The organism is Arcticibacterium sp., assembly GCF_055134445.1.
Genome location: NZ_JBSRVI010000019.1, coordinates 55,531 through 81,564 on the forward strand (window position 1 = coordinate 55,531; position 26,034 = coordinate 81,564).

The window sequence follows — 26,034 nt, forward strand, 5'->3', positions numbered from 1 at the left end:
ATTAAATATATACTTTTGCAGTCCCAAATTTAGGAAAGGACAAAATTAATTGAATTAGAATGAAACGTACATTCCAGCCGTCAAATAGAAAGCGTAAAAATAAACATGGTTTTCGTGAGCGTTCTGCCACAGTAGGTGGAAGAAAGGTTATTAAAGCACGTCGTACCAGAGGTAGATGGAAGCTGACCGTTTCTGACGAAAAGACGCATAAATAATCTATATAGCATTTCGGACTTTGATTGGCCACCTTTTTTGGTGGCTTTTCTTGTTTGTGATCCACCCATGTGTGGTGTTTCTATGCCTTTTATATGTAATTTTGGCTTCAGATAAACTTTATTGCTAATTGGATAACTCTCTTAAAAAATCAGAACGATTATGTCACGTAAAGGTGATTGACAGTCTTTTTGATAGAAGAAATGGGGGGAATAAAAGCAATAGTGCTTATCCAGTTTTGATGATATACAGTAGTTCGCTTACTGTTGAAGGAACAATGCCAAAGGTTTTATTTTCTGTTCCTAAAAGAAAATTCAAAAGAGCAGTAGAAAGAAATCTCATAAAAAGGAGATTAAGGGAGGCTTACAGGCTCCATAAAAATATATTGCAAAATCAGGCTTCTCTTCGAATTGCCTTTCTTTACACCGCAAAAGAATCTCTAGAATATTCCAGAATAGAGGAGGCCATGATAAAGTTATTGGGTAATATTAAAAATTGATTTTTAGATATTAAAAGACTGGATTGGATTTTGCGTTAGTATATAAAATCATTGTCAACCTAATTATAAATGAAAAAGACGTACAGATTTCTGGTGGTGGGGTTAATTGCCTCAACTTTAGCCCTGGTTGGCTTTAAATATGAAGATCGTTATTTTGAGATTGCGAAGAATCTTGACATTTTTGCTACGCTTTTTAAAGAACTCAATGCCCTTTATGTGGATGAAATAAATCCAAATAAGGTGATGCGGACAGGTATCACAGCCATGCTTAAAGAGCTGGATCCTTATACCAACTTTTACCCTGAAGATGATATTGAAGACTACCGCACGATGGCCACAGGGAAATATAACGGGATAGGTGCAACAGTTAGTAAAGTCTATGGGGAACATACCGTAGTGATGATTTATGAGGGTTCTCCAGCAGATAAAGCTGGTATTAAAATAGGAGATGTTTTCAGTAAAATAAATGGCGTAAGTCTGGAAGGAAGAGATAATGATCAGTTAGGTCGGTTATTAAAAGGTCAAACAGATACCGAAGTAGCCTTAACTATTAAGCGTTTTGGGCAAAATAAACCTTTGAATTTGACGGTTAAAAGAGCCGTGGTTAAAACGCCGAACGTCCCACATTACGGGATGGTCAATGAAGAGGTTGGTTATATTCAATTAAACGATTTTAGTGCTACGGCCGCCGCTGAAATAAAAGCTGCTTTTGAGGAAATGAAACTTGAAGGCATGAAAAAACTAATTCTAGACTTGAGAGGAAATCCTGGAGGTTTGTTGAATATGGCAATTGATATTTGCAACTTTTTTATTCCTAAAGGAGAATTAGTGGTAGAAACAAAAGGGAAAGTAGGACAGTGGAATAAGAAATATACGGGAAGGTTTAATCCAATCGATTTAGATATTCCGGTGGCGGTACTGATAAGCAGTGGTAGTGCATCAGCTTCAGAAATAGTGAGTGGAACATTACAAGATTATGATAGAGGCGTGGTGATAGGGCAGAAGTCTTTTGGGAAAGGATTGGTACAAACAACCAGGCCTTTATCTTTTAACACCCAGTTAAAAGTAACCACGGCCAAGTATTATATACCTTCTGGAAGATGTATTCAGGCCATAGATTATAGTCATAGAAACGAAGATGGTTCAGTTGGGAAAGTTCCTGACTCTTTAAAATCAACGTTTTATACCAAGAATGGTCGTCCTGTTTACGATGGTGGTGGTGTTGACCCAGATATTTATTTAGAACCCAAGGAATTGGCTGCCTTGACTAAACAGTTGACTAGGGAAGGACTAATTTTTGATTTTGCCACGGAGTACTACTTTAGTCATCAAAATAATGTTCCTGGTGATAATTTTACACCCTCAGATGAATTGTATAAATCCTTTGAGAGTTTTGTGAAAAAGTCTGGCTTCCAGTATACGAATGAGGCTGAAGAGGCTTTGGCGGATTTAGAGGCTCTAGCTAGTAATGATAAAGGTTACGCTGCTATGGGGGCGGCATTAGCTCCATTGAGAAGCCTGGTGAATAAGAAAAAGAATGCAGACATGGAGCTTTATAAGGATCAGATTAAAGACGAATTGGCTTTGGAGATATTGAGTAGATATCATTACGATAATGCCATGAAGTTTGTGTCTTTTGAAAAAGACCAAGAGGTGCAGGAGGCTTTAAAACTTTTTAAAGATATGCCTCGTTATAAATCCATTTTGGCAGGTAAGAAATAATGGCTGTAATATTAAGCATAGAAACATCCATCAACGGTTGCTCGGCGGCAGTTCATGAGAATGGTATACTGATTTCTAATTTTGAGCTTTTTTCGGAGCGTTCCTCGGCAGAGATGCTTACGGTACTTATTGGCGATGCCTTAAAAGTTTGTAAAAAACAATTTTCAGATTTAGACGCTGTGGCGGTCTCAAAGGGGCCTGGTTCTTATACTGGGCTTAGGATTGGCGTAAGTACCGTGAAAGGCATTTGTTATGCTCAAAACCTGCCTTTGTTATCGCTTAATTCATTAGATATAATGACTGCGGAAGTCGGTAAATTCTTTGATGGCTTAATCTGTCCTATGTTAGATGCAAAAAGGATGGAGGTTTACTGTAAAATAGTTTCTGTCAAAGGCGGGGATGAACGGATGCCTACTTCCGCTCTTGTGGTTAATGAAAGTTCTTTTAAACAGTATTTGGCGAGTAATAAGGTGCTTTTCTGTGGAGAAGGTGCGGAGAAGCTCAAAGGCGTTATCATCCACGAAAATGCGATGTTCTTAGGCTCTGAGATTAGACCCAAAGCCTCCGCTATGGGATTTATGGCTTATGAGAAATTTAAAAATGGGCAGTTTGAAGATGTGGTGGAATTTGAGCCTTTTTATTTGAAAGAATTTGTGGGAACCACACCTTCTAAAAATAAAAAAGTCACGGCTTAAACCGTGACTTGAAATATAGGAATTTATAAATCTTAATCTTCTTCTTCAGAAACCTCTAAGACAACTTCTGGCTTCTGATGACTTTTAGTGTCATTTTGTTTTTGTTTTGCCTTTTTAACTTGGCGTGTTAGTACGTCCAGTGCTATGTCTGTAGCCTCTTCAAACGAATCTCCCTCTTCTTTGACAAAAATAGTTTTACCAGGAACACTTAAACTAACTTCTATTAACTTCTTCTGGACTTTAGAACTATCGCCTTTTTCTAATTTTAGGTACACGTCTGCCCCAGTTATTCGGTCATGAAATTGATCTAACTTATTTAACTTTTTCTGAATAAAGTCAACTAATGAACTATCAGCTGTAAAACGAACTGCATTTACTTTTAGCTTCATATTTTATTTGGATTTGAAATGTATAATATGACCAATAACAGATAAACAGTGCTTTAAAAAAGCCGTTTGTCTATTAAGATGAAACTACTAAGATTTAGCGTTAAAATCAATCAGAAGTCCTATAATCTTTAAAACTTTTTTTAATGTTGGCGTCTGTAGCTTTTTTCTTGGATTCCCAACTAGCATCCAATTCTAGGGCCACCAACCCTTTAAGATTCATGGTGGTCATGAAGCCATCAATAGATCTATTAAAATTAGCTTCTCGTCTAGTGGACTTTAAAGCATAGTCTCTAGCAAAGATATCTCCTTTGGTTTGGATTTCATTTTTCTTTTCAATCACATAGTTCAATCTATCGATGAGGTCTTTCATAGATTTTCCTATTACTTCCGTGGCTTCTAGTGTGCCAATAGTAAGGACGGTAGTACCTCCAATTGTAGAGATGGTTCTTTGCAAAGACTCTTTATCTTTTGTGAAAATAGATGATAAGCCAGTTGTAGCACCTAAAGAAGCATTTACAACAGATCTATTTTTCTTACCCTTTTTAGCCCTGTTATAAGATTTTTTTAATTGCTCTTCTTTTTCCTTGAGCTGCTCCAGTAATTCCCATGCCCTAGTTAGTGTGCCTTGATAGAGGTTGAAGTTCTTTTTGTCTGTTTCTTCTTCGTTGACGGCATTATCTACACGGAACAAAATTCTTTTAACTTCTCTCTTTTGTGTTTTATCAATGACAAAGAAGTCGATATAAAAATTCACGGAATCTGCTGGGTCTTTAACAAAATTATAGTCTGGAGTCCAGAAGAATTCATATTGATTTTGCGTATTTTTTACCAAACTTTGTTTTTTAACTTCAGGGTTATTGGCCAAAAAATCAAAAGTTTCGATGTCTTCATCACCGTTAGGGTCTGATAGATAAAAGCCAATATTTATGGTTTCGTTTTCTTTCAAAACTATCTTTTCTACCTTAGGTAAGACGGTGATGGCTGGTGGTAAGTCAAGTTTAGTAGGAACCAGCTTTAATCTTCCTTCAGTTCTTTTTTTGCTAGGCTGATCTTCTACAGAAAAGCTGACAAACTTTGGAGACTTTTGCAGGTCTTTGAACTGCGTGTAAGAAGGAGACCAGGTTACTTCACCTCTAGAATTAATATTCATACCCTCTGGAAGATCTTCCACAGACGGAATAAAAACTAAGGGGTCGCCGTCCTCGTCATATACCAGCGAATTTTCCACTTGGTATTTATTTTGAGTGTTATATTGTATATAAAACGGTGTAAGCTCATTAACAATAGGGGGTCTATTGGTATGTTTTACATATACGTCTAGGGTTCTTGATACAAAATCACCCGAATCCGATTTGGCTTCCACCAAAATTTGATAGATTTTCTGTTTCTCAATTCTGTCCACCATGTTATAGTCTGGCGTCCAATGAAAAAAGCCAGTTGAGTCTAGAGACATGCCAACTTGCTTGCCTTGGCTGATATTGAAAGTAAATTCTCTATCGTCTTCGTTATTGGCAATGCCTAGGCTAAATTCTCCACTTTTACCTTCCTCAAACTTGCTCCATGTATCTCCATATGGGAAGAGGATTTTGTAATTGGTTTGAGCTTGACTAGTAGCTACAAAACTTATGAATATTAGGGTAATTAAAAGGGCTGATCGCATTATTATACTTCTTCTTTTTTAGGAAAAACAACGCACGGAAATCCGAATAAACATCTTGTCTTAATCATTTCTGCTACTTCATGAGGAACATTTTCTTCCCATCCTTCTTCGCCTTTTTTGATAAGCTCCAACATGTTGTCGGTCTGTACGTCTAAATTTTTTGGGTTATAGTGATATATGTCTTCAATCTTATGGTTGGCAATTAAATACCGATATAAGTCTATAAGTTCCATGGTCGGATTAAATTTCATACAGTTAAGTATGGAATTGTTCCTTCTGGTAGGATAAACGTAAAGTTTTACATTTCGTCCAAAGAGCGTTGCAAAGGACTCCAAGATACCACCTGGCAGGTTTGTATAGTGTTCTCCTTCAAAAATATATTCCAAATTAGGGTATCCAATGATAAGCCCAATTTTGTGTTGAGTAATTTTTGATAAATAAGAAACCAGTTTATAATATTCATGATAATTAGTGATCATTACGGTTTGTCCAAGAGAGCAAAGTATATCTACTCTGTCTAAAAAATCCTTTTCGTCAATAAGTTCACCGTCTTGCCCTTCTTGGAGAGATTGGAGGGTGAGCTCATTAACCACAAGTACATTCTCTTTATCTACGTCTGATTCTCGAAGATATTGTTTAACACCATTATCAAGCATATCTAAATGTACATTGATTACGGGTCTGAAACGTCCTCTTAGTACTACAATGTGCTTTTTATAAAGACATTCGTCTGGCTGAATAATATTTCCGTCTGAGCCAAATAAAGCCACGTCAGAAAATCCATACTTCACTAAATGCAAACTCATCAATCTGCTGTCCACTCCTTTGAAGTCTGGTCCGTCAAACCTTATCATGTCAATTTGGATACGTTCTCTGTCCAGATTATCCATAAGAGAAAGCAGCAAAACCTCTGGGTTTTCGTAATAATAAAAACAACCATAGATAAGATTAACGCCAATGATCCCTAGTGCCTGTTGCTGTAGCAAATTGTCATTATCATGCATGGTGATGTGTATGACCACATCGTTATACTCAGAGCCCGGTTTTGTCTGGAATCTGCAGCCTACCCAGCCATGTGCGGTGTTGTTTTTGTGATAATTCAAAGCCACTACGGTATCGGAGAATGCAAAAAACTGCGTGTTTTCTCCTCTTTTTTCGCTTAACCTCTCTACCATAAGGTCATATTCATGGTCTAGCATACTTAAAAGACGCTCTTGACTTACGTACCTTTTGGTTTTTACTTCACCATAAATAGCATCAGAGAAGGTCATGTCATAGGCAGACATGGTTTTAGCAACTGTGCCACTGGCACCGCCAGATTTGAAAAACTGTGCCGCTACCTCCTGTCCAGCTCCAATCTCCGCAAACGATCCATAGATTCTCTTATCAAGGTTTAGTTTGAGGGCTTTCTGTTTGGTAGCTAAACTCTTTTCATGTGTAGTAGGCATGGTTTTTTTGATGAGTTGGTTTTGAAAGAGGTTTGAAAACTATTTTCTAAGAACAAAATAGGTCTGAGACAAACTTACAAAAATTTGCACTTTTTAAAGTATTTTAACTCGATTAACCCTGTTTTATTGTACTATGTGCCTTTTAGAAATTGATTTGTTTGAGATCTCTTTGCAGTTTTTTTAGAATGCCCACTGACTTTTTTAATTATCTTTGAAAGCATCTTATATAAACCCCTTAAAATTACTGAATTGAAAATTTCAGTAAATTCTGAAAATATGAAAAATATTATACATATTGGTTTGATAGTATTTTGTATATCTCATTCTTTTGCACAGTCTGGATTTGATTCAAAGAAGCAAAAGAGCAAAGTTCCTGCTCAATTAGATAGGGCGTATATAGAAATAGATGGTAGAAACGCTTCTACCCAAAATCTGAGGCAATCATCTAAGAAAATGGGTGTTCAACTTCATGAATCTATGGACTTTAAGACCTACAAAGATGCGGAAAGCGGAGCCATCATATTTATTGAAAACAAAACGATTTTAGGGAATGATAATAATGCAAGGAAATCTACAAAGGCTCTAGAATCGGAGTTTTTGGGAATGATAAAAAATCAACTGAAAATTAAGAACCCAGAAACTGAGTTTGTACCCATATCTTCTGATACAGACGCCAAGGGTTTAAGACATTCAAAATTTCAACAGGAATTTGGTGGTGTTAAAATTTATGGGGCAGAGGTTGTTTTACATGGTAATTCGGATAGAATTAACAGCCTTAACGGAAGAGCCTATCCAACGCCAGAAAACTTGAAATTGGAGGCTAATCTTACAGAAAGTAATGCCATAGCATTGGGCTTAAAGGAAATAGGGAAAACCTCAATTGTTCAAAAAAGTGGATTGCAAGGAAGCTTGCTGACTATGGTTGAAGATAAGGCAGAACTCATTATTTATCATCAGAAAGATGTTCCGTTGCTTGCTTATGAGCTTACTTTAAAGCCGAATTTTTTGGAAAGATGGGTGGTGTTTATGAATGCTCAAACGGGGGAGATTTTAGATAAGTATAATCACACTTGTACTTTGGATGGAGTTTTTAAAACAACAGCCAAAGACTTAAACGGTATGAGTAGGAGCTTCCATATTGTTGAAAATAGCAATACTTACTTCCTGATTGACGCAGCTAAACCCATGTTTAATCAAAGTCAATCAAAATTGCCAAATGCTCCGGTTGGAACTATATGGACTATTGATGCCAATAATTCCAGTATTGCTGGTGATATGGAATTATCTCATGTGACTTCTAATGATGGTTTGACGTGGAATCCTACCGCTGTTTCTGCACATCATAATGCTTCTATCTGTTACGATTTTTATAAGGAAAAGTTTAATAGAAACTCTCTTAATGCTAAAGGGGGGAATATTATTTCGGTTATAAATATCACAGATGAAGATGGAAAAGGCATGGATAATGCTTATTGGAATGGTGAGTTTATGGGTTACGGAAATGGAGCTAGTGGATTTAAGCCATTGGCCGGAGCTTTGGATGTAGCTGGGCATGAAATGACACACGGCGTTATAGAAAACACTGCCAGACTGGAGTATAGAAATCAATCTGGAGCATTAAACGAGTCTTTTTCGGATGTATTTGGGGCACTTATAGACAGAGATGACTGGACGCTGGGAGAGGATGTTGTGAAAATTAGTGTTTTCCCTTCTGGTGCTTTAAGAAGTTTAGAAAACCCTAATCAGGGTGGAAAAAGAGACCCAGGCTATCAGCCAATGAATATGAGCCAGTATGTTTATCTCAGAGATGTACCTAGCGAAGATAATGGTGGGGTGCATATTAACTCTGGTATCCCAAATCATGCCTTTTATTTATTTGCTACAGGAGCAGGAATGAATAAGGACAAAGCGGAAAAGGTTTATTATCATACGCTTACCAATTACATGACCAGAACTTCTCAGTTTGTGGATTTGAGGTTAGCTGTTATTCAATCGGCGAAAGATTTATTTGGAGAAGGGCAAGAGTCGGCGGCAGCCACTGCTGCGTTTGATGCCGTGGGAATTGCCGCACCAGGAACAGGCCAGCAAATACCAGATACAGAAGAAGAAACTATTGAAGTAAATCCAGGGACAGAGTCATTAATAGTTTATGAGCCAGCAGGAAAAAGCCTTTATCGAGGGGTTTCGGGTGTGTATGACCTTATTGCAGAGGGCAAGGGTTGTAAAAATAAACCGAGTGTTACGGATGATGGAACCGATATGTATTTTGTGGGCAGTGATGGTAATATCTATAATGTAGACTTAACGAAAAACCCAACCAGTGCCCAGGCTCTTACCAGCAATAAAGCATGGTCAAATGTGGCCATTTCTAAAAATGGTAAACTTCTGGCGGCTCTTACATCCTCTGAGGATGGAAAAATTTACGTGATAAATTTAGAAACCGACCAACAGGCAAGCTTTAAACTTTATAACCCTACTTATACACAGGGTGTTTCCACTGGCGAGGTGCTTTATGCTGATGCCTTTGAATGGGATTATTCCGGAGAATACATTGTTTACGATGCTTTTAACAGGGTGAGTAGTTTGTTTGGAGATCTAGAATATTGGGATGTGGGTTTGTTAAGAGCCTGGGATGTGAATACTAATAATTTTGCTAACGGCGATATTGAAAAGATTTTTACCGATTTAGATGAAGGAGACAATATTGGAAATCCAGCTCTGTCAAAAACAAACCCTAATATCCTTGCTTTCGACTACCTAGATGCTATCGAAGATAAATTCTATATTTTGGGTGTTAACCTTAATTCAGGAGATCTTAATTTAATGATTGAAAACAATGCGATAGGTTACCCAGACTATTCCATAGACGACAGGTTATTGGCTTACACGGCAGAAGAAGCTGTGGGCGAAGTGGTTAAAACCATTCCTTTAAATGCAGATAGAATTTCCACAAATGCGTCAAGAGGTACGCGGATTTTTGGGGAAGGACAAGATAAATGGGTGGTATATTACGCTCAAGGACAGCGAAAGTTGCCATCAAAAGAAGCTCAAACCATTCAGTTTGATAAGGTATTGGAGCAAAATGCCGGAGCTTCTCTTACACTAAAGGCAGTGGCAAGTTCAGGTTTAACGGTTCTTTTTAGTGTTATTTCTGGTGATGCCAGTATCAGTGGCAGCCGTATAGTTTTAGGAAATACGCCAGGTTTGGTGACCGTTCAGGCCTATCAGGTAGGAGGGAATGATTTTGCATCAACCAGTGTAGAACAAAGCTTTTGTTTAAAACCTCAAGCTCCGTCTATTACTACGGATGGAGAGAAAGTTTTTGCTTCTAACTCCAGTATGTATCAATGGTATGTAAATGGTAATCCGTTGGGTGGGCAAACAGCAAACAGTGCTATTGTAATAGATAGAAACGGAACTTATAGTGTGAAGGCGGCTACCCCTGATGGTTGCTTAAGTTCGTTTTCAAACGAAGTGGAGGCAAGGCTGCAAGGTGTTTTAGGGACAGAGCCAAACGCCCTGTCTGACCTTTTGGTCTTTCCTAATCCTACTCAGGACGAGCTTAAAATTGGAGTGCCTTCTGGAAGCCGTTTTTTATCGGCAGAAATACGCAATATCAAAGGTAAGTCTGTTTTGAAAACAGACAAGGATTTCATTAGCATTGGTCATTTTAATGCTGGTGTTTACATTATCAAAGTAGCAACAGATAAAGGAGAGGCATATAGAAAATTGGTGAAGCTGTAAACAGGCCTGTATTGCGGTATATTATAAAGGAGAATGGCCTATGGGCTTTTGTGAATTATGATTCGAAGACCATTTTTTTCTTCTCCGTTAACCTTAAAACACCCCTTAAGATTCTCCAATCCATACGTTGGGTTTAAGCTAGCATAATGGTAGAAAAATTAATTTGCTTGACAAGGAAACGTCAAAGTTTTGAAACCCAATGGGTTGTAATACATTGGGTAAGATTACGTTTTTTTGTCAAAGGATTTTCTCCTGAGTAAGGCAGTTAGGCAAGGAAATTGCTTTATTCTTTAAGTCACCCAAATTGGAATTTAAGCTATAAAAAGAGTCGGGATATATCTAACCAAGCATCTTTTTAGAATATAATCGTTTTCAATTTTTTAGGAATACGGATAGCACCTATTAGTTCTTGAGGTAATAAGGTATTCTTAATGGTGTTGAAGGACTTTTCTGGGCTTCTTGTGTCTCATTGTAGATGAAAGGGCTATTTAAAGAGAAAGGTCATTCTGAGGCAAGCCATGAAAAGAAAAAAACGTTTATGCATATTAGTGACTAATATCCGCATGATTAAAGAAGAAGTAAGATGAAGAAGAAGAAGCTTAAAATAGCCATAGTTTCAAGTTATCCTCCAAGTGAACATAACCCCAGCGAATATGGATATCATCTTATAAATCATTTTAGGAAAAAGTCGCTCGATTACGAAAAGGTCATTTTGCTTTCCGATAGGCTTCCAAGTAAACAGGAAATTAACTTTGTAAGTCAGCCAGTGCCCATTGAAAATTATCAAATTTGGGATTTTAACGGGTTGACTAATCCTTATAAAATATTAAAGGCGGCTAAAGCTTCCGGTGCAGATGTGGTCTTATTTAATTTACACTTACGCTCATTTGGGGATAGGAAATTGGCCGTTGCGGTGAGTATGTTAACGCCGTTTTTAACCAGAATTAGTGGTATACCCACGATGGTGATTCTCCATGGAGGAGTTCCTGAAGTATATGCTAATAAAGGACTAAAAGAGACTGTTAATGGTATTTTTAAGAGCCTACTAACACGTTTTATGTTATCTGCTAATGTTTTAGGTATTACTACTTCTAAGTATGTAGAGCTTTTGGAAAAGAAATATAAAGCCAAGAACGTAGCGTTAATTCCATACGGAAGCTTTGATGTTTCCACTAAACCAGCTTTTGATTTACCAGAAGGAGCATTACAGGTGCTGGTTTTTGGAGAAATGAGCAGTTCTGGTGAAAATGGCGGCTATAAAAAATTAGAGGAGATTATAGAGGCCGTGGCTCTAATTAGATCTAGAACTACCTTAGAAATAGAAATTGTGATCGCGGGAAGCGATGAAACAAGTATGTCTGGTTATTTGGGTGGCATATTCGAAAAATATAGAACGGTTCGGCAGCTTAAATTTACCAGTTTAATAGATTTGCCTATTCTTTTAAGAAGGTCTGCACTATGCGTTTTCCCATATCGGTATGCCAATGGAGGATGTTCTGATTTACTTAATCAGGCCGCTAGTTATGGTAAAGCATTAGTGATACCGAAGCCGGGCAGTTTAGCTACATGGATGGATGGTGAAGGTTATTCTGCCGATTTTTATGAACCCAATTCCGTGAAAAGTTTGGCGGACAGTATTCAGAAAGTATTAGAAAATAACGAGTATCGTTTTTATCTATCGAAAAGAAATTATTTGGCGGCATCTTTCTTGCCTATGGAAGACATGGTGGATTGGTATTACCTGCATTTTCAGAAAATATTAGCCTAGAATTACGGTTTATTGAGTGAACTATGCACACCTCAGGTGTGCATTTTTTTTGTTCAGATTTACGGACAGGGTGAATTCTTATTTATTAAACAGATCTCTTGGCAGAATCAATGTATTATTCAAACGGTGACTATGGTAGCTGAGAAGCTCCCGATGGTCATCTGTACTAGTTTAAAATCATGTTGCAAGGTCTAATATCCTTGTCACGTTTTGGTTTTACCCTTAAGACGGAGCGTTGAATTCTAAATGGTACTAATAGACTTTGGAATCAACTCTAAAAACTTGGTTAGATTCAGAAGGTTATAAATAGAGCTGTCTTTATTAATTTTCAAAGTCATTCTGCCATTATTATCTTGAAGCAATTTATAGGTAGTGGCTATAGCATTTACGGCTACCAAGTCGGCAGCTTTTGTGTTGCTCACATCAATATGTAAAAATTGCGTTCTGCTTACAGATTTGTTCAATACTTTTTTCCATTCAAGAGCTTTTTCGTTGATGAAGTCTCCCTCGATGATCATTGTTTCCATAATTCTGCTGTTTAGTAGTTTTTAAAGTTTGATGGATAATTTTTAATTAAAAACACGAGTTTTAGTCAGGGAGTCAAGGTTTCTCTTATTCATTTTAAATGCTAAAGAAGTCACTTTTATCAAATCCCATTTGAATAATTCGCTCGGAGGTTTTAATTAAAATAGGGTAAATATTTGTTTACGTATATGGAACATATCTAACAAAAAGAGTACCGATAATAGCAGATTATAAATTTCATTTTAGAATTATTTATTAATGCCGACTTGGGTATTTTGGAATAGCTACATGAAAAGTCATTCTTCCTATCTCTAGGAATCTATTGGAGGTATGAATTTCATTTTTAGTGGTTTTTAAATGAGGAGTTTTCTCTTGTATTTCATTGCTTATAAAGAGCTTAGTATGTTTTTTTTGTTAGATTCGATGTCTTGGTTATTTGTACTATTTCAAGAATTAAAGGTTTCGTATAGTCTTGAGTGGGTGAAAATAAAATCATGCCAAAATGCCCATTTAATGCGTTAAATGTTCGTAAAAGGCTCCTTAAGTAGTCCTTTAGGCTGTTTTTAAATTAAGAAACTATTTGTACTATTCTGGCACTTTTTTTGTAGTAAATTACACGAATCTTGAATACTTGAAAAATGAGAATAAAAACTTTTGTTGATGCCGAATACATCGAGCAGGTAATGGAAATGAGTAAGGATGTTTTCTCTAAAGAGGAAGAACTCGAGTTTTTAAAATCCTGTTTGTTTTATCTCAAAGAAGGTATGTCAGCTCAAAACGCCATAGAAATGTCAATGGTTGATTATTTGGTGGACATGTAACAAAAAAAAGAATGACTTTGCAGTCATTCCTTATCATCTATTTATTTTCTTAATCTAAAAGACCTTTACGTCTTAAAATATTGTCCATAAGTTTCATGTCGTGTTCGCTGTTGAATACATTTTTCGGAAAATGTAGAAACTGACCACGAGCTATATTCAATATGAAGCTGGCGTCATCCAGTCTTTCAGCAGATTGAATGGTGTCCCATTTAATAATACCACCCTCTTTCTTGTTCATTTTTATCATTATTTGCCTGCTATCTATCTCATAGGCAAACTTATCAAACATTTGGGCATTCTGCTCCATTTGAGTGGCAGCATAAAATTGTATATACCAAAAAGCAACATACAAAAGCCCTCCAACAATGGCGGTGACAAGAATCCACCAGTTTTTATAGACTCCAGAAAAATGGAGACCCAGTCCTAAAATCATGACAGCTAAAGGAATCAATAGCCACATCCAGCTTTTTTTAATCTGGCGTGTGAAAGCAATATTGATATACTTCTTCTTATCTAAGGCAAATTTCTTTGTTTTTATAATCATTTTCCGCTTTTAAAATGGAGGTGCAAAAATAGAAAACGCTAGGAAGAATACCGAACATTATCTCAAATCTTGATGCTCAAGAAATGGAATGGAGCAATCTAGGTTATTATATTTTTTTCAATTTATCAGAAAGTCTTCGTAATTTATCTCGGTCTAAATTCATGTTTCTGTACTATAAATATCAAGCCTTCTGAGGATAAATACTCATGATACAAACATACTTATAAGCGTGGATTGGGCGAAAAACTATAAATAGTGAGGAACTTTCTATAAAAATCCTTGTATTAGAAATGAAGTAAACCACTTCTGTTCTATATTTACAACTCAAGTTCAAGCGAAATCTTTAATAAAAATATGTCTGTAACGAAAAATGTTCTAATAGCTGAGGACTCTTCAGTAATCCAAAACCTAGCAAGAAAAATTCTTGAATTCCAAAATTTCAAAATCACTGTTGTGAAAAATGGTGAGCAAGTTATTCAGTTACTTGATAATGAACATTTTGATATCGTATTATTGGACATCAATATGCCTGTAATGGATGGTATTGAATGCGTTCAAGCTATCAGAGGAAATGAAGCAACAGCGAAACTTCCTGTAGTGGCCATTACCGGAAACGCAAGAAACTTTACGGAAGATGAGTATAAAGAGGCTGGTTTTAACGAAGTATTAATGAAACCATTAAATTTTGATAGGTTAGTAAAAGTAGTTAAAGATCTAACAGAAGATTAAGCTGTTTTAACTATGACCATCACAATTTTGGGTACTGGTACTTCATCTGGCGTGCCAGTACTTACTTGTGGCTGTGTTGTTTGCAAATCCACCTACGGTAAGGATAAGCGGTTACGTGTATCTGTGTTGGTACAAACCGATGATTTAGATGTAGTTATAGATTCAGGTCCAGATTTTAGGCAACAGCTTATGCCGCTGGGTTTGGAAAAACTAGATGCCCTTATATTTACCCATGAACACAAGGACCACACTGCGGGTTTAGATGATGTTAGGCCTTTCAATTACATCAGCGGAAAGAAGTACCTTAATATATATGGTAGACTCTCCGTTTTGGAGCAACTAAAAAGAGAGTTTCATTATGCTTTCTTGGAAGAATCTTATCCAGGAGTGCCCTTAATTCATACCAATGTTATTGAAAACAAACCATTCTTTATAGAAGGTCTGAAGGTTACACCCATTGAAGTGATGCATCACAAATTACCAGTTTTTGGCTTTAGAATAAAAGACTTTACCTATATCACCGATGCCAATTTTATTTCAAAAGAGGAATTGGAAAAAGCCAAAGGCTCAAAAATATTAGTGCTGGATGCACTTCAAAGAACCTCACACATTTCTCACTTTACTTTAGAACAAGCGATAGAAATAGCAAAAGAAGTAGGTGCTGAACAAACCTATTATACCCATATTTCCCATAAAATGGGTCTGCATGAGGAGGTTAATAAAGAGCTTCCCAAAGGAATGGCTCTGGCCTACGATGGACTTTCCTTTACCCTTTAAGTATCTCATTTTTTCTCAGAATTAAGGGCTAAGGACTCCGAATTAATCCAAAATCAACAGTATCTGTCGTTTACTTGCTAGTATTCGCCGATTAGACCGACTTTCCATTCTTGAAAATGGTTTCTTTGTAAATATGAAATTTATAAAGCATTCCTTCCGCTCGGGCGGTCAAAAAAACTTTTTTATCATGAAGTCCTTATTGAAAGCAGTTCTTGTAGTGTCATGTTTATGCACTTTTGTTACCATATCATTTGCACAAGATGCGATTGGACTTGTAGTGAAAGGTGAGGTGATAAATGGACAAACTGGCTTAGCAATTGAGTTTGCTTCCATAGCACTTTTAGATAAAACGACTAAAAAGCCAATTACTGGAACTACCGCTAGTATTTCTGGAGCTTTTGAGATTGAAACCAATGCCAAGAACTTTATCGTGGAGGTGAGTTCTATTGGTTATAATAATCTCATGGTAAAAGAATTAAAAGCCATAGATGGTGTTATGAATCTCGGAAAATTGAAGTTGGAAGAGAATAATACCATGTTAGAAGAAGTGGTGATAAGAGCAGAAAAATCTCAGACCGAGTTTCAATTAGATAAGCGTGTATTTAATGTAGGAAAAGATTTATCTACCACTGGAGCCAGTGCTTTAGAAATATTGAATAATGTGCCTTCCGTTAATGTCAGCATAGAAGGTCAAATTACCCTAAGAGGTAGTGCAGGTGTTCAAATTCTTATCAACGGTAAGCCTTCTGTGATGGCTTCAGGTGAAGGAAATGCACTGGGTACCATTACCGCAGATATGATTGAGAAAATTGAGGTCATTACTAATCCTTCGGCAAAATATGATGCAGAAGGAACGAGTGGTATTATCAATATCATCATTAAAAAAGACGAAAGGAAGGGTTTTAACGGCTCGGTTTCCTTAAATACAGGTATTCCAGATAGCCATAGTATTGGTATAAGTTTAAACCGAAGAACGGAGAAATTTAATTTGTTTTCGCAGCTCGGAGCAGGGTATAGGTCTTTACCAAATAAGATGGAAAACATTAACAAAGACTTGGTCACCAATCAAATCATTAATAGTGCAGGTACAGAATATAGAAACGAGACTTTTTATAACTTCATTTTAGGTACAGACTACCATCTGAACGATTATAATGTTTTTACGCTTTCAGGAAACTTTGCTTATGAAATAGAAGACGGACCCTCTAAAACAGATTTTAGATTGTTGAATGCCCAAAATCAAGTAGTATCAGAATGGTACAGAGAAGAAGTTACCGAGGCTAATAACCCAAAATATCAATACGATTTCCAATACAAAAGAGACTTTAAAGACCATAAAGATCATACACTTCTGGCCTCTGCTGTAGGTAGCTTTTTTGGAAAAGACCAGTCTTCTCAGTTTGGTAATACATATACATTTGGTACAGGTGCCTTAACGGATCAACAAACCAGGACGAACTTCAAAGAAGCAGAGAATCTTTTTAAGGTGGATTATACAAGACCTTTCTCAGAGGCTTTTACTTTGGAGCTGGGCTCGCAATATGTGATTAATGATGTGAGTAACGATTATTCTGTTAGCGACCAGATAGATGGTGCTTATGTAGAAAATGCGGCATTAACCAATCTTTTTGAATACAATCAAAAGGTGTTTGCGGTTTACTCAACTGGTTCATATGAAGGGGAGAAGTGGGGCATGAAACTAGGTTTAAGAATGGAAAATACAGACTTGAATACCTATTTGGCGACCACAGATGTTTCGAATACTCAGAAATACAATAATCTTTTCCCGAGTTTACATTCCACTTATAAAGTGTCCAAAGAGTTTTCTGTTCAGGCGGGTTACTCCAGCAGAATATATAGACCTCGTTTATGGGATTTGAATCCATTCTTTAACATCAGAAACAACTTTAACGTACGTACGGGTAACCCCGATTTATTGCCAGAATTTACAGACTCGTATGAGTTGACGGCCATCTACTTATTAGATAAGCTATCTTTAAACGGAGCCATTTATTATAGACATACCGATGATGTGGTGGAACGTATTTCGACTTTTGAAGATGGCATAACTTATACCAAACCAACCAATATCGGTACTAATAAATCTACCGGTGTAGAAATAAACGGAAAGCTTTCTCCCGCGAAATGGTTGACATTTAATGGCGATTTCAACTATAGCATGTTTAAAAGAGAAGGTTCTTTAGAAGCGGTATTGTTTGATTTCAGTGCAAACCAATGGAGTACAAGATTGAATGCTAAAATTGGTTTGCCTAAAGATATTGATGTTGAAGTGAGCGGAAACTACCGTTCAAAAGTAAGAACCTTACAGGGCGAGGATTCCGAACAAGTCTATGCCGATTTTGGCATAAGAAAAAAGATCTTGAAAGGAAAAGGCGTAGTTAATTTAAGTGTTAGAGATGTGTTTGCCTCTAGAATTGGCAAATCGGAAACAGTTCAGCCAGCGTTTTACGTTTATAGAAGTAGACAAAGAGGTAGATTCATCGCTTTAGGTCTTAGTTATGGATTTGGTAAAGGAGAGGCTATGGAATATTCAGGTGCTAGAAGAAGATTCTAGGAAACGTCTCGCTTGCTAATATTTGTATCAAAGTGGCAGGCGGTATTTTAGGTCTTTGTTTGTAGATGCTAAAAGGATAAATTGCGTCTGTGTCAGAAAACGAAAATATATTACTTCCCCCAAAGTATTACTTAGACTATTTCAATTATCTACTTGATTTCGTCAAAGACAAATACAAGCATATCCTTGAAGAAAAGGAGTGGCGTTTTCTGCGTAAGTATTATGGCCTGTCTGAAGATGCCCAGTGCCTATATATAAGGTTTACCAACAGAAAAGGCCTTTTCTTTAAAACCAACAAACTAAACTATGCCGAGCTGGAAGATATTCCTGTGGCATTAGAAGAACTTCTGTCTAAAGGTTTTATTGAAGATTTATCGGTCAAACACATAGATTACCTCTCAGACTTATTGCACCTTAGCACCAAAGCAGAGGTATTGAAACTTGTTACGGAAAAGGGTCATTCTTCGAAAAGCAAAATAGAAATAACTGACTGGGTTAAAGAACATATTCCGGCAGAAGAAGTCGTAGAAAAATTGTCGGTTTTGCATCCCTTGGTTAAAATGGGCTTCGAGTATGAAGTTACCTTCTTCAAGTTTCTTTTCTTTGGGAATAGATACATGGACATGACCGAGTTTGTGGTCAGAGACCTCGGTTTTGTTCAATATTTCTCTCATGATGAAGATAAACTGGTGGCCAGATTTGAAACCCGAAAAGATGCGGAAGATAAATGGATGATTTCTGACCAAGCAGACCTTTTTGAAAAACTCAAAAAGGAAGAAACGCCCGAAGCTCTTTATGATTGGTTTGACACCATGGTAGACAGTATTAAAGACCTCTCCGAAATAGCTAAACCAGCATTAGAGCGACTGACACTCAAGGTAGGCAGGCATTTAGAACGTCAAAAAGCAGAAGAGTTGGCGGTAGAAGTTTATAAAATGTGTACACTATCACAGGCAAAAGAAAGACGTGTGCGGTGCTTGGTAAAGCTCAAACATAATGAGGAAGCTCTGGCTTTATGTGAAGACATGATAGCCAATAGTACAAATGCCGACGAGCACTTTTTTGCCAAGGATTTTTCTGGGAGGATTTTGACCAAATCTACCAGAAAGAAGAAACTCACCACCGAAAAGCTTCACGAAGCAGAACGAATTACCATTCACAGCATTTACAGAGGAAATGTGGAGCTAGGTACCATAGAACATTATTTGGCAGAAGGGAAATATGCCATATTCTCCGAAAACCATCTTTGGCGAGGTATTTTTGGCCTTGTTTTTTGGGATATCATTTTTGACCCAAGTTTGGTGGCTTTTCACCATCCTTTTCAGCGTCGCCCGTCCGATTTACATTTGCCCGATTTTTATCTCAAACGAAAAGAACATATTCATGAGCATTTAAAAAGTTTTCAGGATATGGAAAGCCTGCTGCTTTTTATGGGAAGGAAATTTACCGACCATGAGGGTATCGCCAATCCTTTTGTGATATGGATGGAAGGAATGTGGGAAAGCATCAGAATAGCCACACAATACATCGGATTAGAGCCCATCAAAGAGATATTGGTACATATCTGTCAAGACATCGTAGAAAACTCCAGAGGTTTTCCAGATTTGTTTGTTTGGGACGAAAACGGCTATGAGTTTGTAGAAGTTAAATCACCCACCGATAATCTCTCAAATCGCCAGTTATACTGGCTAAATTATTTTGAAGAAAAAGGCATAAATGCGAGGGTGCTTAGGGTGTTTTTTGAGGAGTGATTTTAGATCTTTAAGTATATGGAAAGAACTAATCGAAATATTCTTGAAGAGCTTACATTTGAAATCTTTGCTGAAAGGGCAATAACAGATTTTGATAGTAAAAAGCTTGTTGATTGGGCTGTGGCTGCTATGGAGTTGGGCTTTGAAACGGAAAACCTATATATCTTGGCAGGATTAGACTATGATTCGACTGAAGAGCGTGAAGAGTATTTTTGGAAATGTACAGAGGATTTAGAATTGGAAGTTGAAAAAGATGAGGGAAAGTTAATAAACAAATATGCTTTAACTATTACCAATAGAGCAATTAGAAAAGAGATTGACATTACTTATGCTTTGAGTAAAATGTTGGAAATTGTTTCGGCCAGTGGATATGACGAAAGATACATGGTATTTTATGTAATTGACGAGGACTTGGATAGTTTGATTTATGATTACTCAACAAGGTGGAACTCCGAATTAACTATGGAAAATTCAGAAGAGTTTATTTTGAAGGAAATGAAGCTTTTTGTCGAAATGGAAAACTTGAAAATACCTATAGAGAAACGGGATAAAAGTTATTGTAAAGAATGTGGGAGTTTAAATATTCCAGTATTGAAAAATAAATACCAATTCAAAAGGCCCTTTAAATATCAGGTTTGGAGTTGTGGAGTTTGTGGTTCAGAAAAGCTAAAATTCAACAATACACAGGAGGTGAAAAGAAGGATTATTGAAGATTTTAAGGAAAAAAGAGTCTGAAATTCCTACAGCTCAAATTTCTAAAACCCCAAACTCTACTCATTCAACTATTTTGTAGAGAAACAGATAAATACGAGACAGCTTCGTATGTTTTTTATGAAGTGATTTTATAAGTTTATAGTATACTTTAACGCCAATAAAATAAAAAACATGAAATACTTCAAGTTCCTGGCTCTCTTTGTAGTAAGTCAAACTGCATTTAGCCAAATGAAATCGCTCGAAGAGCTGACTAGTCAAGAAGAGTCTAGTTGGCGATTAGTGGAAGAGTGGATTGGCAAAGCAAAAAATAACGTAGAAATTCTGGAAAGAGACTCTACCAAAGCAGATACAGCTCTATACCGATTACAAATGACCACAAGTTCGCTAATGGCTGCGGTAGTCTACGAATCAGGTGGAATATTGGTGGACAATGGCTGGATTAGAATTTTAGGTTCAGGTTCTGAAAAACTTAAAAGAAGTTTACCCGAATGGAATAAAGGAAAATCGTTTGATGAATATGGTGAAGGAATGCCTTATTTTTTAATAGCAGATGATGCCGTAGGTGGGTTTTATGCTTTGAATGTTGGTCAGTTTGGCGATGAAGGTATAGGAAAGGTATTTTATTTCTCTCCAGATAATATAGCTTGGGAGTCGCTCGGAATTGAATACTCAGATTTTATTTATTGGGCTTTTACGGGTGATATTGCCCAGTTTTATAATGGGCTTCGCTGGAAGAATTGGGAAGAGGAAGTTATGGCGATGGGAGCCGATAAAGCAATGAGTTTTTCGCCATACCTTTGGACCAAATATGTTGACTTAGAAAAATTAAGCAGGAAAGCGGTGACCATGAAAGAGATGTGGGAAATTCAAATGGTGATAAAAACTCAGTTAATGAATAAAGGGAATAAATAGTTAAACCGCCGATGTATATAAATGGCGTTTCAATTAGAAGTGAGCTTTTTTTATGTCATTTCAGGGTTTAAAAAAATAACAAATATGCGTATTGAAAATGAAATCAAATTGGGTTTCAAAGATGTGATGATCAGACCTAAACGTTCTACGCTAAAAAGTAGGTCTCAGGTGAGTTTAGAGCGTGATTTTGTTTTTTTGCATAGCCAGATTCCATGGAAAGGCGTACCCATTATGGCCGCCAATATGGATACCGTTGGTACTTTTGAAATGGCAAAAGTATTAAGCGAACAGAAGCTTTTTACCGCCATTCATAAGCATTATGATGTGGAGGAATGGAATAACTTTCTTAAAAGCCAATCAGACGAGATTTACGATTTCATAGCCATTAGCACAGGTACGGATAAGACAGATTTTGGGAAGGTAGCGGAAGTTATAAAAGCGAATCCGAAGCTACAGTTTATCTGCATAGACGTGGCCAATGGTTATTCGGAACATTTTGTGAGTTTTGTGAAACAAACCAGAAAGAGTTATCCTGATAAGGTCATTATAGCTGGTAATGTGGTCACTGGAGAAATGGTGGAAGAACTCCTTTTAGCAGGAGCAGATATCATTAAAGTGGGCATTGGTCCTGGTTCCGTATGTACCACACGCGTTAAAACAGGTGTGGGTTATCCTCAGTTGTCGGCCATTATAGAGTGTGCAGACGCCGCTCACGGACTTGGAGGTCAGATAATCAGCGACGGTGGCTGTACTACGCCAGGAGACGTTTCAAAAGCCTTTGGAGCGGGTGCAGATTTCGTGATGCTTGGAGGAATGCTTTCAGGGCATGAAGAAAGTGGGGGAGAACTGATAGAAGAGAACGGGAAAAAGTACAAACGATTTTATGGAATGAGTTCCGCTTTGGCCATGAATAAGCATGTAGGCGGCGTAGCAGAATACCGAGCCAGTGAAGGCAAGGACGTGAAAGTACTGTTTAAGGGAAAGGTGAAAGACACGCTTCAGGATATTATGGGAGGAATAAGGAGCACCTGCACCTATGTGGGAGCTGCCAGATTAAAGGAATTGACAAAGAGAACCACCTTTATTAGAGTTGCTGAGCAAGAGAATAGAGTTTTTGAGGACTAATAAAATGTAGTAGAAGGTGAAAGTTGAAATAAGGCCGCTAGAGCTATCTGATGTTTCTGATTTAGCTAACATAGCCAATAATCAGAACATATGGGAAGGCGTGAGAGATTATTTCCCATTTCCCTACACAGAGAAAGACGCGGAGTTGTTTATTAATCATAGTTTGGGAATGCCCGTCAATGAAAACTTTGCCATTATTTACGATGGTGCATTTTGTGGTGTAATCTCTGCCAATGTTCAATCGGACGTTTATAGAAAATCTGCCGAGATGGGATATTGGATAGGTGAACCTTTTTGGGGAAAAGGAATAGCTTCGGAAGCGGTTAAGTTAATTACTGCTTATGCTTATGATCATTTAGGAGTAAATAGAATCTTCTCAAGCGTATTTGAATACAACTTGGCTTCCATGAAAGTCTTGGAGAAAAATGGTTTTGAGAGAGAAGGCGTTTTTAGAAAAGCTATTTTAAAGAAAGGTCAGCTGTGGGATGAGCATAAGTTTGCTAAACTTTGTTAAAGAATTTTAATTCCTTAACAGACTCTTAACAACTCAAATGCCTGTTTCGGCGTCTAATATATGAAAAGCGTTGGTATCTTTGAATCAAGTTTTTTGAATAAAGATTTATCAACCATATTTGCATCATAAAATATTAAAAAGTCTCTCATAATGAAAAAAGTATTAATCACCTTATTGTTAATCGGAAGTATCGCTACTTTGTCTCACGGTCAAACGCGTATTCCTCCTAACGTGCAGAAATTGCTTCAAAAAAATACTTGTTTAGCTTGTCATAATGCAGATAAGAGATTAGTAGGGCCTGCTTATAAAGAGGTTATGGCGACAAAGAAGTATAAAGCGGACGAAATTGTAGCTCTTATTTACAAGCCAAACCCTAAAAACTGGCCTGGTTACCCACCAATGGCTCCAATGACGCAGGTTCCTAAAAATGAAGCTGAAATCATAGCAAAGTGGATTGTTAGTTTGAAGTAAGCGGAAGCTTAGTCATAAATATTTGTCAATTGTCAGAAGATTGATATCGGAAGTCGGATGCTTAAATGTATCCGACTTTTTTATTTACTTTTATCCTAATCTAAGTTTCGGTTAAGCATGATATATATTACTCAGTTCATTTTCATAAAAGAGGGAAAGGAAAGCGTCTTTCTCGAATTTGAAAGCCATGTAATTCCTTTGATGGAAAAGTATAATGGACAAATGATGTATAGAATAAGACCTAGCAAGGAGTCTTTCATTTCTGGTGAAGAAGAACGGCCTTATGAAATTCATTTTGTCTCGTTTGAATCTCAGGAAGATTTAGGCAATTACATGGATGACGACAGTAGGTTGAAGTTTATTCATCTGAAAGAAGAGTCAATAAAATCTACTTTACTTATAAAAGGAGAAAAAATGTAAAGCAGGGCATAAAAAAAAGACGAACCTTTCGATTCGTCTTTCCTATTAAAAGCTTTTCTAGTACTTCTTAAGCTTCTGCTACTTTAGCTTCTGCCACTACAGAAACTTTTACATCATGCTTAACCTCTTTGTGAAGGTCAATGTTAGCCGTGTAATCTCCTACAGTTTTAACGTCTTCCATGGTGATTTTCTTACGATCCACCTCGAAGCCTTTAGTAGCTAAGAAATCAGAAACTTGGGTATTAGTAACTCTACCAAATATTTTACCAGACTCACCAGCTTTCATAACAATGGTAATAACCATTTCGCCAATGCCATCTGCAATATCTTGAGCAGCAGTTAATATTTTTTCTGCTTTGTGAGCAGCTTGTTTTAAATTCTCAGCAAGAATTTTTTTGTTTGACGAAGTCGCCAAAACAGCAAATCCTTGAGGAATAAGATAGTTGCGACCATAACCTGGCTTCACTTCAAGAACATCATTCTTGTAGCCAAGACCCGCAATATCCGTTTTTAATATAATTTCCATTGTAATACTTGATTAAAAATTTTAAAAGCGAAAAATCTAAACAGACTTTCTCTTGACTAATCTTATTTTAAGCCATCAGCTACATAAGGCATCAAAGCCAAATGTCTTGCTCTTTTGATAGCTACGGATACTTTTCTCTGGAATTTCAAACTGTTACCAGTTAATCTTCTAGGAAGTATTTTACCTTGCTCGTTTACAAATTTCAAAAGGAAATTTGGGTCTTTATAGTCTACATACTTGATACCGGCTTTTTGAAAGCGACAGTATTTCTTCTGTACTCTATCTTTACGTTCTACTCTTTCGTTTACTAATGACATAATGATTAAGCTTTTTGAGTTTCTTTAGGTGCATCTTGATTCTTCTTTCCAATTTTACCATTCTTACGTCTATCGGCGTAGTCAATGGCATGCTTGTCTAACTTGGTAGTTAGGAAACGCAAAATGCGTTCGTCACGCTTATATGCCAATTCAATGATTGCAACTATGTCAGTGCTTGCTTTGAATTCAAACAACTGGTAGTAGCCCGTTGATTTATGCTGAATGGGATATGCTAGTTTTCTAAGGCCCCAATGTTCCTCGTTTACTAACTCAGCTCCATTATCAGTCAGCACTTTCTTAAATTTATCCACAGCGTCCTTCATCTGAATCTCAGATAAAACGGGAGTTAAAATGAACACTGTTTCGTACTGGTTTTGAAACATGATAATTTGTTTGTTATTAATTATTTTCAAAAATGAGGTGCAAAAGTAAGACTTTTTTGCTTCTAAACAACGCTATTCGTAGATATTAATATGATTATTAAGTATATAGTAGAAGAGTGATATAGGCAAATTAGAAATTTCTATACATTTATTTGCACAATACAAATAGAATTTGGGGCAGAAGGGCAATTAGCCATAGCAATCTTGTTCAAGATTCAAGCATAGAATTATATTTGCTATCCCGAATTTGAGTATAACAAAACAGATCTTATCCAATATGATAACACTAGACTCTTATGATTTTAAAGGTAAAAAAGCCTTAATACGTGTAGACTTTAATGTGCCTCTAAACGATCAGTTTGAGATTACCGATAACACTAGAATCAAGGCCACTATTCCTACCATTAAAAAGATTTTGGAAGACGGTGGTTCATGTATATTAATGTCTCACTTAGGAAGACCAAAAGATGGTCCTTCAGAAAAATATTCTTTAAAACACTTAGTACAAGCTCTTTCTTTAATCTTAGGAGTTTCTGTGAAGTTTGCAGATGACTGTATAGGAGAGCAAGCGGTTGAATTGGCTGGTAACCTTAAAGCAGGCGAAGTTTTATTGCTTGAAAATCTTCGTTTTTATCCGGAAGAAACCAAAGGTGATGTAGCTTTTGCAGAAAAGCTATCTAAACTTGGTGATGTATGGGTAAACGATGCATTTGGTACTGCTCATAGAGCTCACGCTTCTACGGCGGTAATAGGTCAGTTTTTTAAAGACAGGGTTTGTGGATATGTGATGCA

26 protein-coding genes are annotated in these 26,034 nt (G+C 36.9%); 18 read left to right on the forward strand and 8 right to left on the reverse strand.

Annotation, left to right across the window (positions count from 1 at the left end; genetic code table 11):
- Positions 1 to 59: 59 nt before the first annotated feature.
- The 4 genes from rpmH to tsaB all read left to right on the forward strand — a co-directional run bounded on the left by rpmH (position 60) and on the right by tsaB (position 3,129).
- Positions 60 to 215 (forward strand): 50S ribosomal protein L34, encoded by a 156-nt coding sequence (rpmH, locus tag ACTBZY_RS02685; RefSeq protein WP_341227090.1) that lies wholly within the window; start codon positions 60 to 62, stop codon positions 213 to 215.
- A gap of 128 nt (positions 216 to 343) precedes the next feature.
- The gene (gene rnpA, locus ACTBZY_RS02690; RefSeq protein ID WP_463044784.1) at positions 344 to 712 is read left to right on the forward strand and encodes a ribonuclease P protein component; all 369 of its coding nucleotides are present in this window, start codon (positions 344 to 346) and stop codon (positions 710 to 712) included.
- A 69-nt stretch (positions 713 to 781) separates the two neighbouring features.
- Entirely contained in the window at positions 782 to 2,434 is a 1,653-nt protein-coding gene (locus ACTBZY_RS02695; RefSeq protein WP_463044785.1) for a S41 family peptidase, read from the forward strand.
- Complete coding sequence (tsaB, locus tag ACTBZY_RS02700; protein ID WP_463044786.1) at positions 2,434 to 3,129, forward strand: tRNA (adenosine(37)-N6)-threonylcarbamoyltransferase complex dimerization subunit type 1 TsaB; 696 nt, start codon at positions 2,434 to 2,436, stop codon at positions 3,127 to 3,129. The genes ACTBZY_RS02695 and tsaB overlap by 1 nt, the downstream gene beginning before the upstream one ends.
- A 32-nt stretch (positions 3,130 to 3,161) precedes the next feature.
- Here tsaB and hpf read toward each other — a convergent pair whose 3' ends face one another.
- The 3 genes from hpf to ACTBZY_RS02715 all read right to left on the reverse strand — a co-directional run bounded on the left by hpf (position 3,162) and on the right by ACTBZY_RS02715 (position 6,626).
- Positions 3,162 to 3,518 (reverse strand): ribosome hibernation-promoting factor, HPF/YfiA family, encoded by a 357-nt coding sequence (gene hpf / locus ACTBZY_RS02705; RefSeq protein ID WP_463044787.1) that lies wholly within the window; start codon positions 3,516 to 3,518, stop codon positions 3,162 to 3,164.
- Between the two features lie 106 nt (positions 3,519 to 3,624).
- Complete coding sequence (locus ACTBZY_RS02710) at positions 3,625 to 5,178, reverse strand: hypothetical protein (RefSeq protein ID WP_463044788.1); 1,554 nt, start codon at positions 5,176 to 5,178, stop codon at positions 3,625 to 3,627.
- A 2-nt stretch (positions 5,179 to 5,180) separates the two neighbouring features.
- A complete protein-coding gene (locus ACTBZY_RS02715; RefSeq protein WP_463044789.1) occupies positions 5,181 to 6,626 on the reverse strand; it encodes a TonB-dependent receptor in 1,446 nt (481 codons plus the stop codon).
- Between the two features lie 276 nt (positions 6,627 to 6,902).
- On the opposite strand from ACTBZY_RS02715, the gene ACTBZY_RS02720 reads away from it, so the two are divergent.
- Both ACTBZY_RS02720 and ACTBZY_RS02725 read left to right on the forward strand, forming a co-directional pair.
- Positions 6,903 to 10,370, forward strand: a complete 3,468-nt coding sequence (locus ACTBZY_RS02720; RefSeq protein WP_463044790.1) for a M4 family metallopeptidase — start codon at positions 6,903 to 6,905, stop codon at positions 10,368 to 10,370.
- 583 nt (positions 10,371 to 10,953) lie between these two features.
- Positions 10,954 to 12,138 carry a glycosyltransferase gene (locus ACTBZY_RS02725; RefSeq protein ID WP_463044791.1) on the forward strand — a complete coding sequence of 395 codons (1,185 nt, stop codon included), beginning with the start codon at positions 10,954 to 10,956 and terminating at the stop codon, positions 12,136 to 12,138.
- 242 nt (positions 12,139 to 12,380) lie between these two features.
- Here ACTBZY_RS02725 and ACTBZY_RS02730 read toward each other — a convergent pair whose 3' ends face one another.
- Positions 12,381 to 12,665: a hypothetical protein gene (locus ACTBZY_RS02730; RefSeq protein WP_463044792.1), complete on the reverse strand. Its 285-nt coding sequence runs from the start codon at positions 12,663 to 12,665 to the stop codon at positions 12,381 to 12,383.
- Positions 12,666 to 13,301: 636 nt separating this feature from the next.
- On the opposite strand from ACTBZY_RS02730, the gene ACTBZY_RS02735 reads away from it, so the two are divergent.
- Positions 13,302 to 13,484, forward strand: coding sequence for a hypothetical protein (locus ACTBZY_RS02735; RefSeq protein ID WP_463044793.1), 183 nt, complete (start codon positions 13,302 to 13,304; stop codon positions 13,482 to 13,484).
- Positions 13,485 to 13,533: 49 nt separating this feature from the next.
- Here ACTBZY_RS02735 and ACTBZY_RS02740 read toward each other — a convergent pair whose 3' ends face one another.
- The gene (locus ACTBZY_RS02740) at positions 13,534 to 14,028 is read right to left on the reverse strand and encodes a YcxB family protein (protein ID WP_463044794.1); all 495 of its coding nucleotides are present in this window, start codon (positions 14,026 to 14,028) and stop codon (positions 13,534 to 13,536) included.
- Between the two features lie 354 nt (positions 14,029 to 14,382).
- Here ACTBZY_RS02740 and ACTBZY_RS02745 point away from each other — a divergent pair, with 354 nt between their 5' ends.
- From ACTBZY_RS02745 to ACTBZY_RS02790, 10 genes are all read left to right on the forward strand, one after another.
- Positions 14,383 to 14,757, forward strand: coding sequence for a response regulator (locus ACTBZY_RS02745; protein WP_463044795.1), 375 nt, complete (start codon positions 14,383 to 14,385; stop codon positions 14,755 to 14,757).
- A 12-nt stretch (positions 14,758 to 14,769) separates the two neighbouring features.
- Complete coding sequence (locus ACTBZY_RS02750; protein ID WP_463044796.1) at positions 14,770 to 15,534, forward strand: MBL fold metallo-hydrolase; 765 nt, start codon at positions 14,770 to 14,772, stop codon at positions 15,532 to 15,534.
- A 187-nt stretch (positions 15,535 to 15,721) separates the two neighbouring features.
- Positions 15,722 to 18,109, forward strand: a complete 2,388-nt coding sequence (locus tag ACTBZY_RS02755; protein ID WP_463044797.1) for a TonB-dependent receptor — start codon at positions 15,722 to 15,724, stop codon at positions 18,107 to 18,109.
- A gap of 89 nt (positions 18,110 to 18,198) precedes the next feature.
- The gene (locus ACTBZY_RS02760) at positions 18,199 to 19,860 is read left to right on the forward strand and encodes a VRR-NUC domain-containing protein (protein WP_463044798.1); all 1,662 of its coding nucleotides are present in this window, start codon (positions 18,199 to 18,201) and stop codon (positions 19,858 to 19,860) included.
- A gap of 18 nt (positions 19,861 to 19,878) precedes the next feature.
- A complete protein-coding gene (locus ACTBZY_RS02765; RefSeq protein ID WP_463044799.1) occupies positions 19,879 to 20,595 on the forward strand; it encodes a hypothetical protein in 717 nt (238 codons plus the stop codon).
- A gap of 150 nt (positions 20,596 to 20,745) precedes the next feature.
- Positions 20,746 to 21,486: a DUF2625 domain-containing protein gene (locus tag ACTBZY_RS02770; RefSeq protein ID WP_463044800.1), complete on the forward strand. Its 741-nt coding sequence runs from the start codon at positions 20,746 to 20,748 to the stop codon at positions 21,484 to 21,486.
- Between the two features lie 84 nt (positions 21,487 to 21,570).
- Complete coding sequence (locus ACTBZY_RS02775) at positions 21,571 to 22,611, forward strand: GMP reductase (protein WP_463044801.1); 1,041 nt, start codon at positions 21,571 to 21,573, stop codon at positions 22,609 to 22,611.
- 16 nt (positions 22,612 to 22,627) lie between these two features.
- Entirely contained in the window at positions 22,628 to 23,125 is a 498-nt protein-coding gene (locus ACTBZY_RS02780; RefSeq protein ID WP_463044802.1) for a GNAT family N-acetyltransferase, read from the forward strand.
- 150 nt (positions 23,126 to 23,275) lie between these two features.
- Positions 23,276 to 23,596 carry a c-type cytochrome gene (locus ACTBZY_RS02785; protein ID WP_463044803.1) on the forward strand — a complete coding sequence of 107 codons (321 nt, stop codon included), beginning with the start codon at positions 23,276 to 23,278 and terminating at the stop codon, positions 23,594 to 23,596.
- A gap of 117 nt (positions 23,597 to 23,713) precedes the next feature.
- Positions 23,714 to 24,016, forward strand: coding sequence for a DUF1330 domain-containing protein (locus ACTBZY_RS02790; protein ID WP_463044804.1), 303 nt, complete (start codon positions 23,714 to 23,716; stop codon positions 24,014 to 24,016).
- A 67-nt stretch (positions 24,017 to 24,083) separates the two neighbouring features.
- On the opposite strand, the gene rplI is transcribed toward ACTBZY_RS02790, so the two are convergent.
- The 3 genes from rplI to rpsF form a co-directional block, all read right to left on the reverse strand.
- The gene (rplI, locus tag ACTBZY_RS02795; protein WP_463044805.1) at positions 24,084 to 24,542 is read right to left on the reverse strand and encodes a 50S ribosomal protein L9; all 459 of its coding nucleotides are present in this window, start codon (positions 24,540 to 24,542) and stop codon (positions 24,084 to 24,086) included.
- 62 nt (positions 24,543 to 24,604) lie between these two features.
- Positions 24,605 to 24,859, reverse strand: coding sequence for a 30S ribosomal protein S18 (gene rpsR, locus ACTBZY_RS02800; protein WP_463044806.1), 255 nt, complete (start codon positions 24,857 to 24,859; stop codon positions 24,605 to 24,607).
- A gap of 5 nt (positions 24,860 to 24,864) precedes the next feature.
- Entirely contained in the window at positions 24,865 to 25,242 is a 378-nt protein-coding gene (gene rpsF, locus ACTBZY_RS02805; protein ID WP_463044807.1) for a 30S ribosomal protein S6, read from the reverse strand.
- A 277-nt stretch (positions 25,243 to 25,519) separates the two neighbouring features.
- On the opposite strand from rpsF, the gene pgk reads away from it, so the two are divergent.
- The coding region (pgk, locus tag ACTBZY_RS02810) for a phosphoglycerate kinase (protein ID WP_463044808.1) at positions 25,520 to 26,034 on the forward strand (515 nt) is incomplete at its 3' end.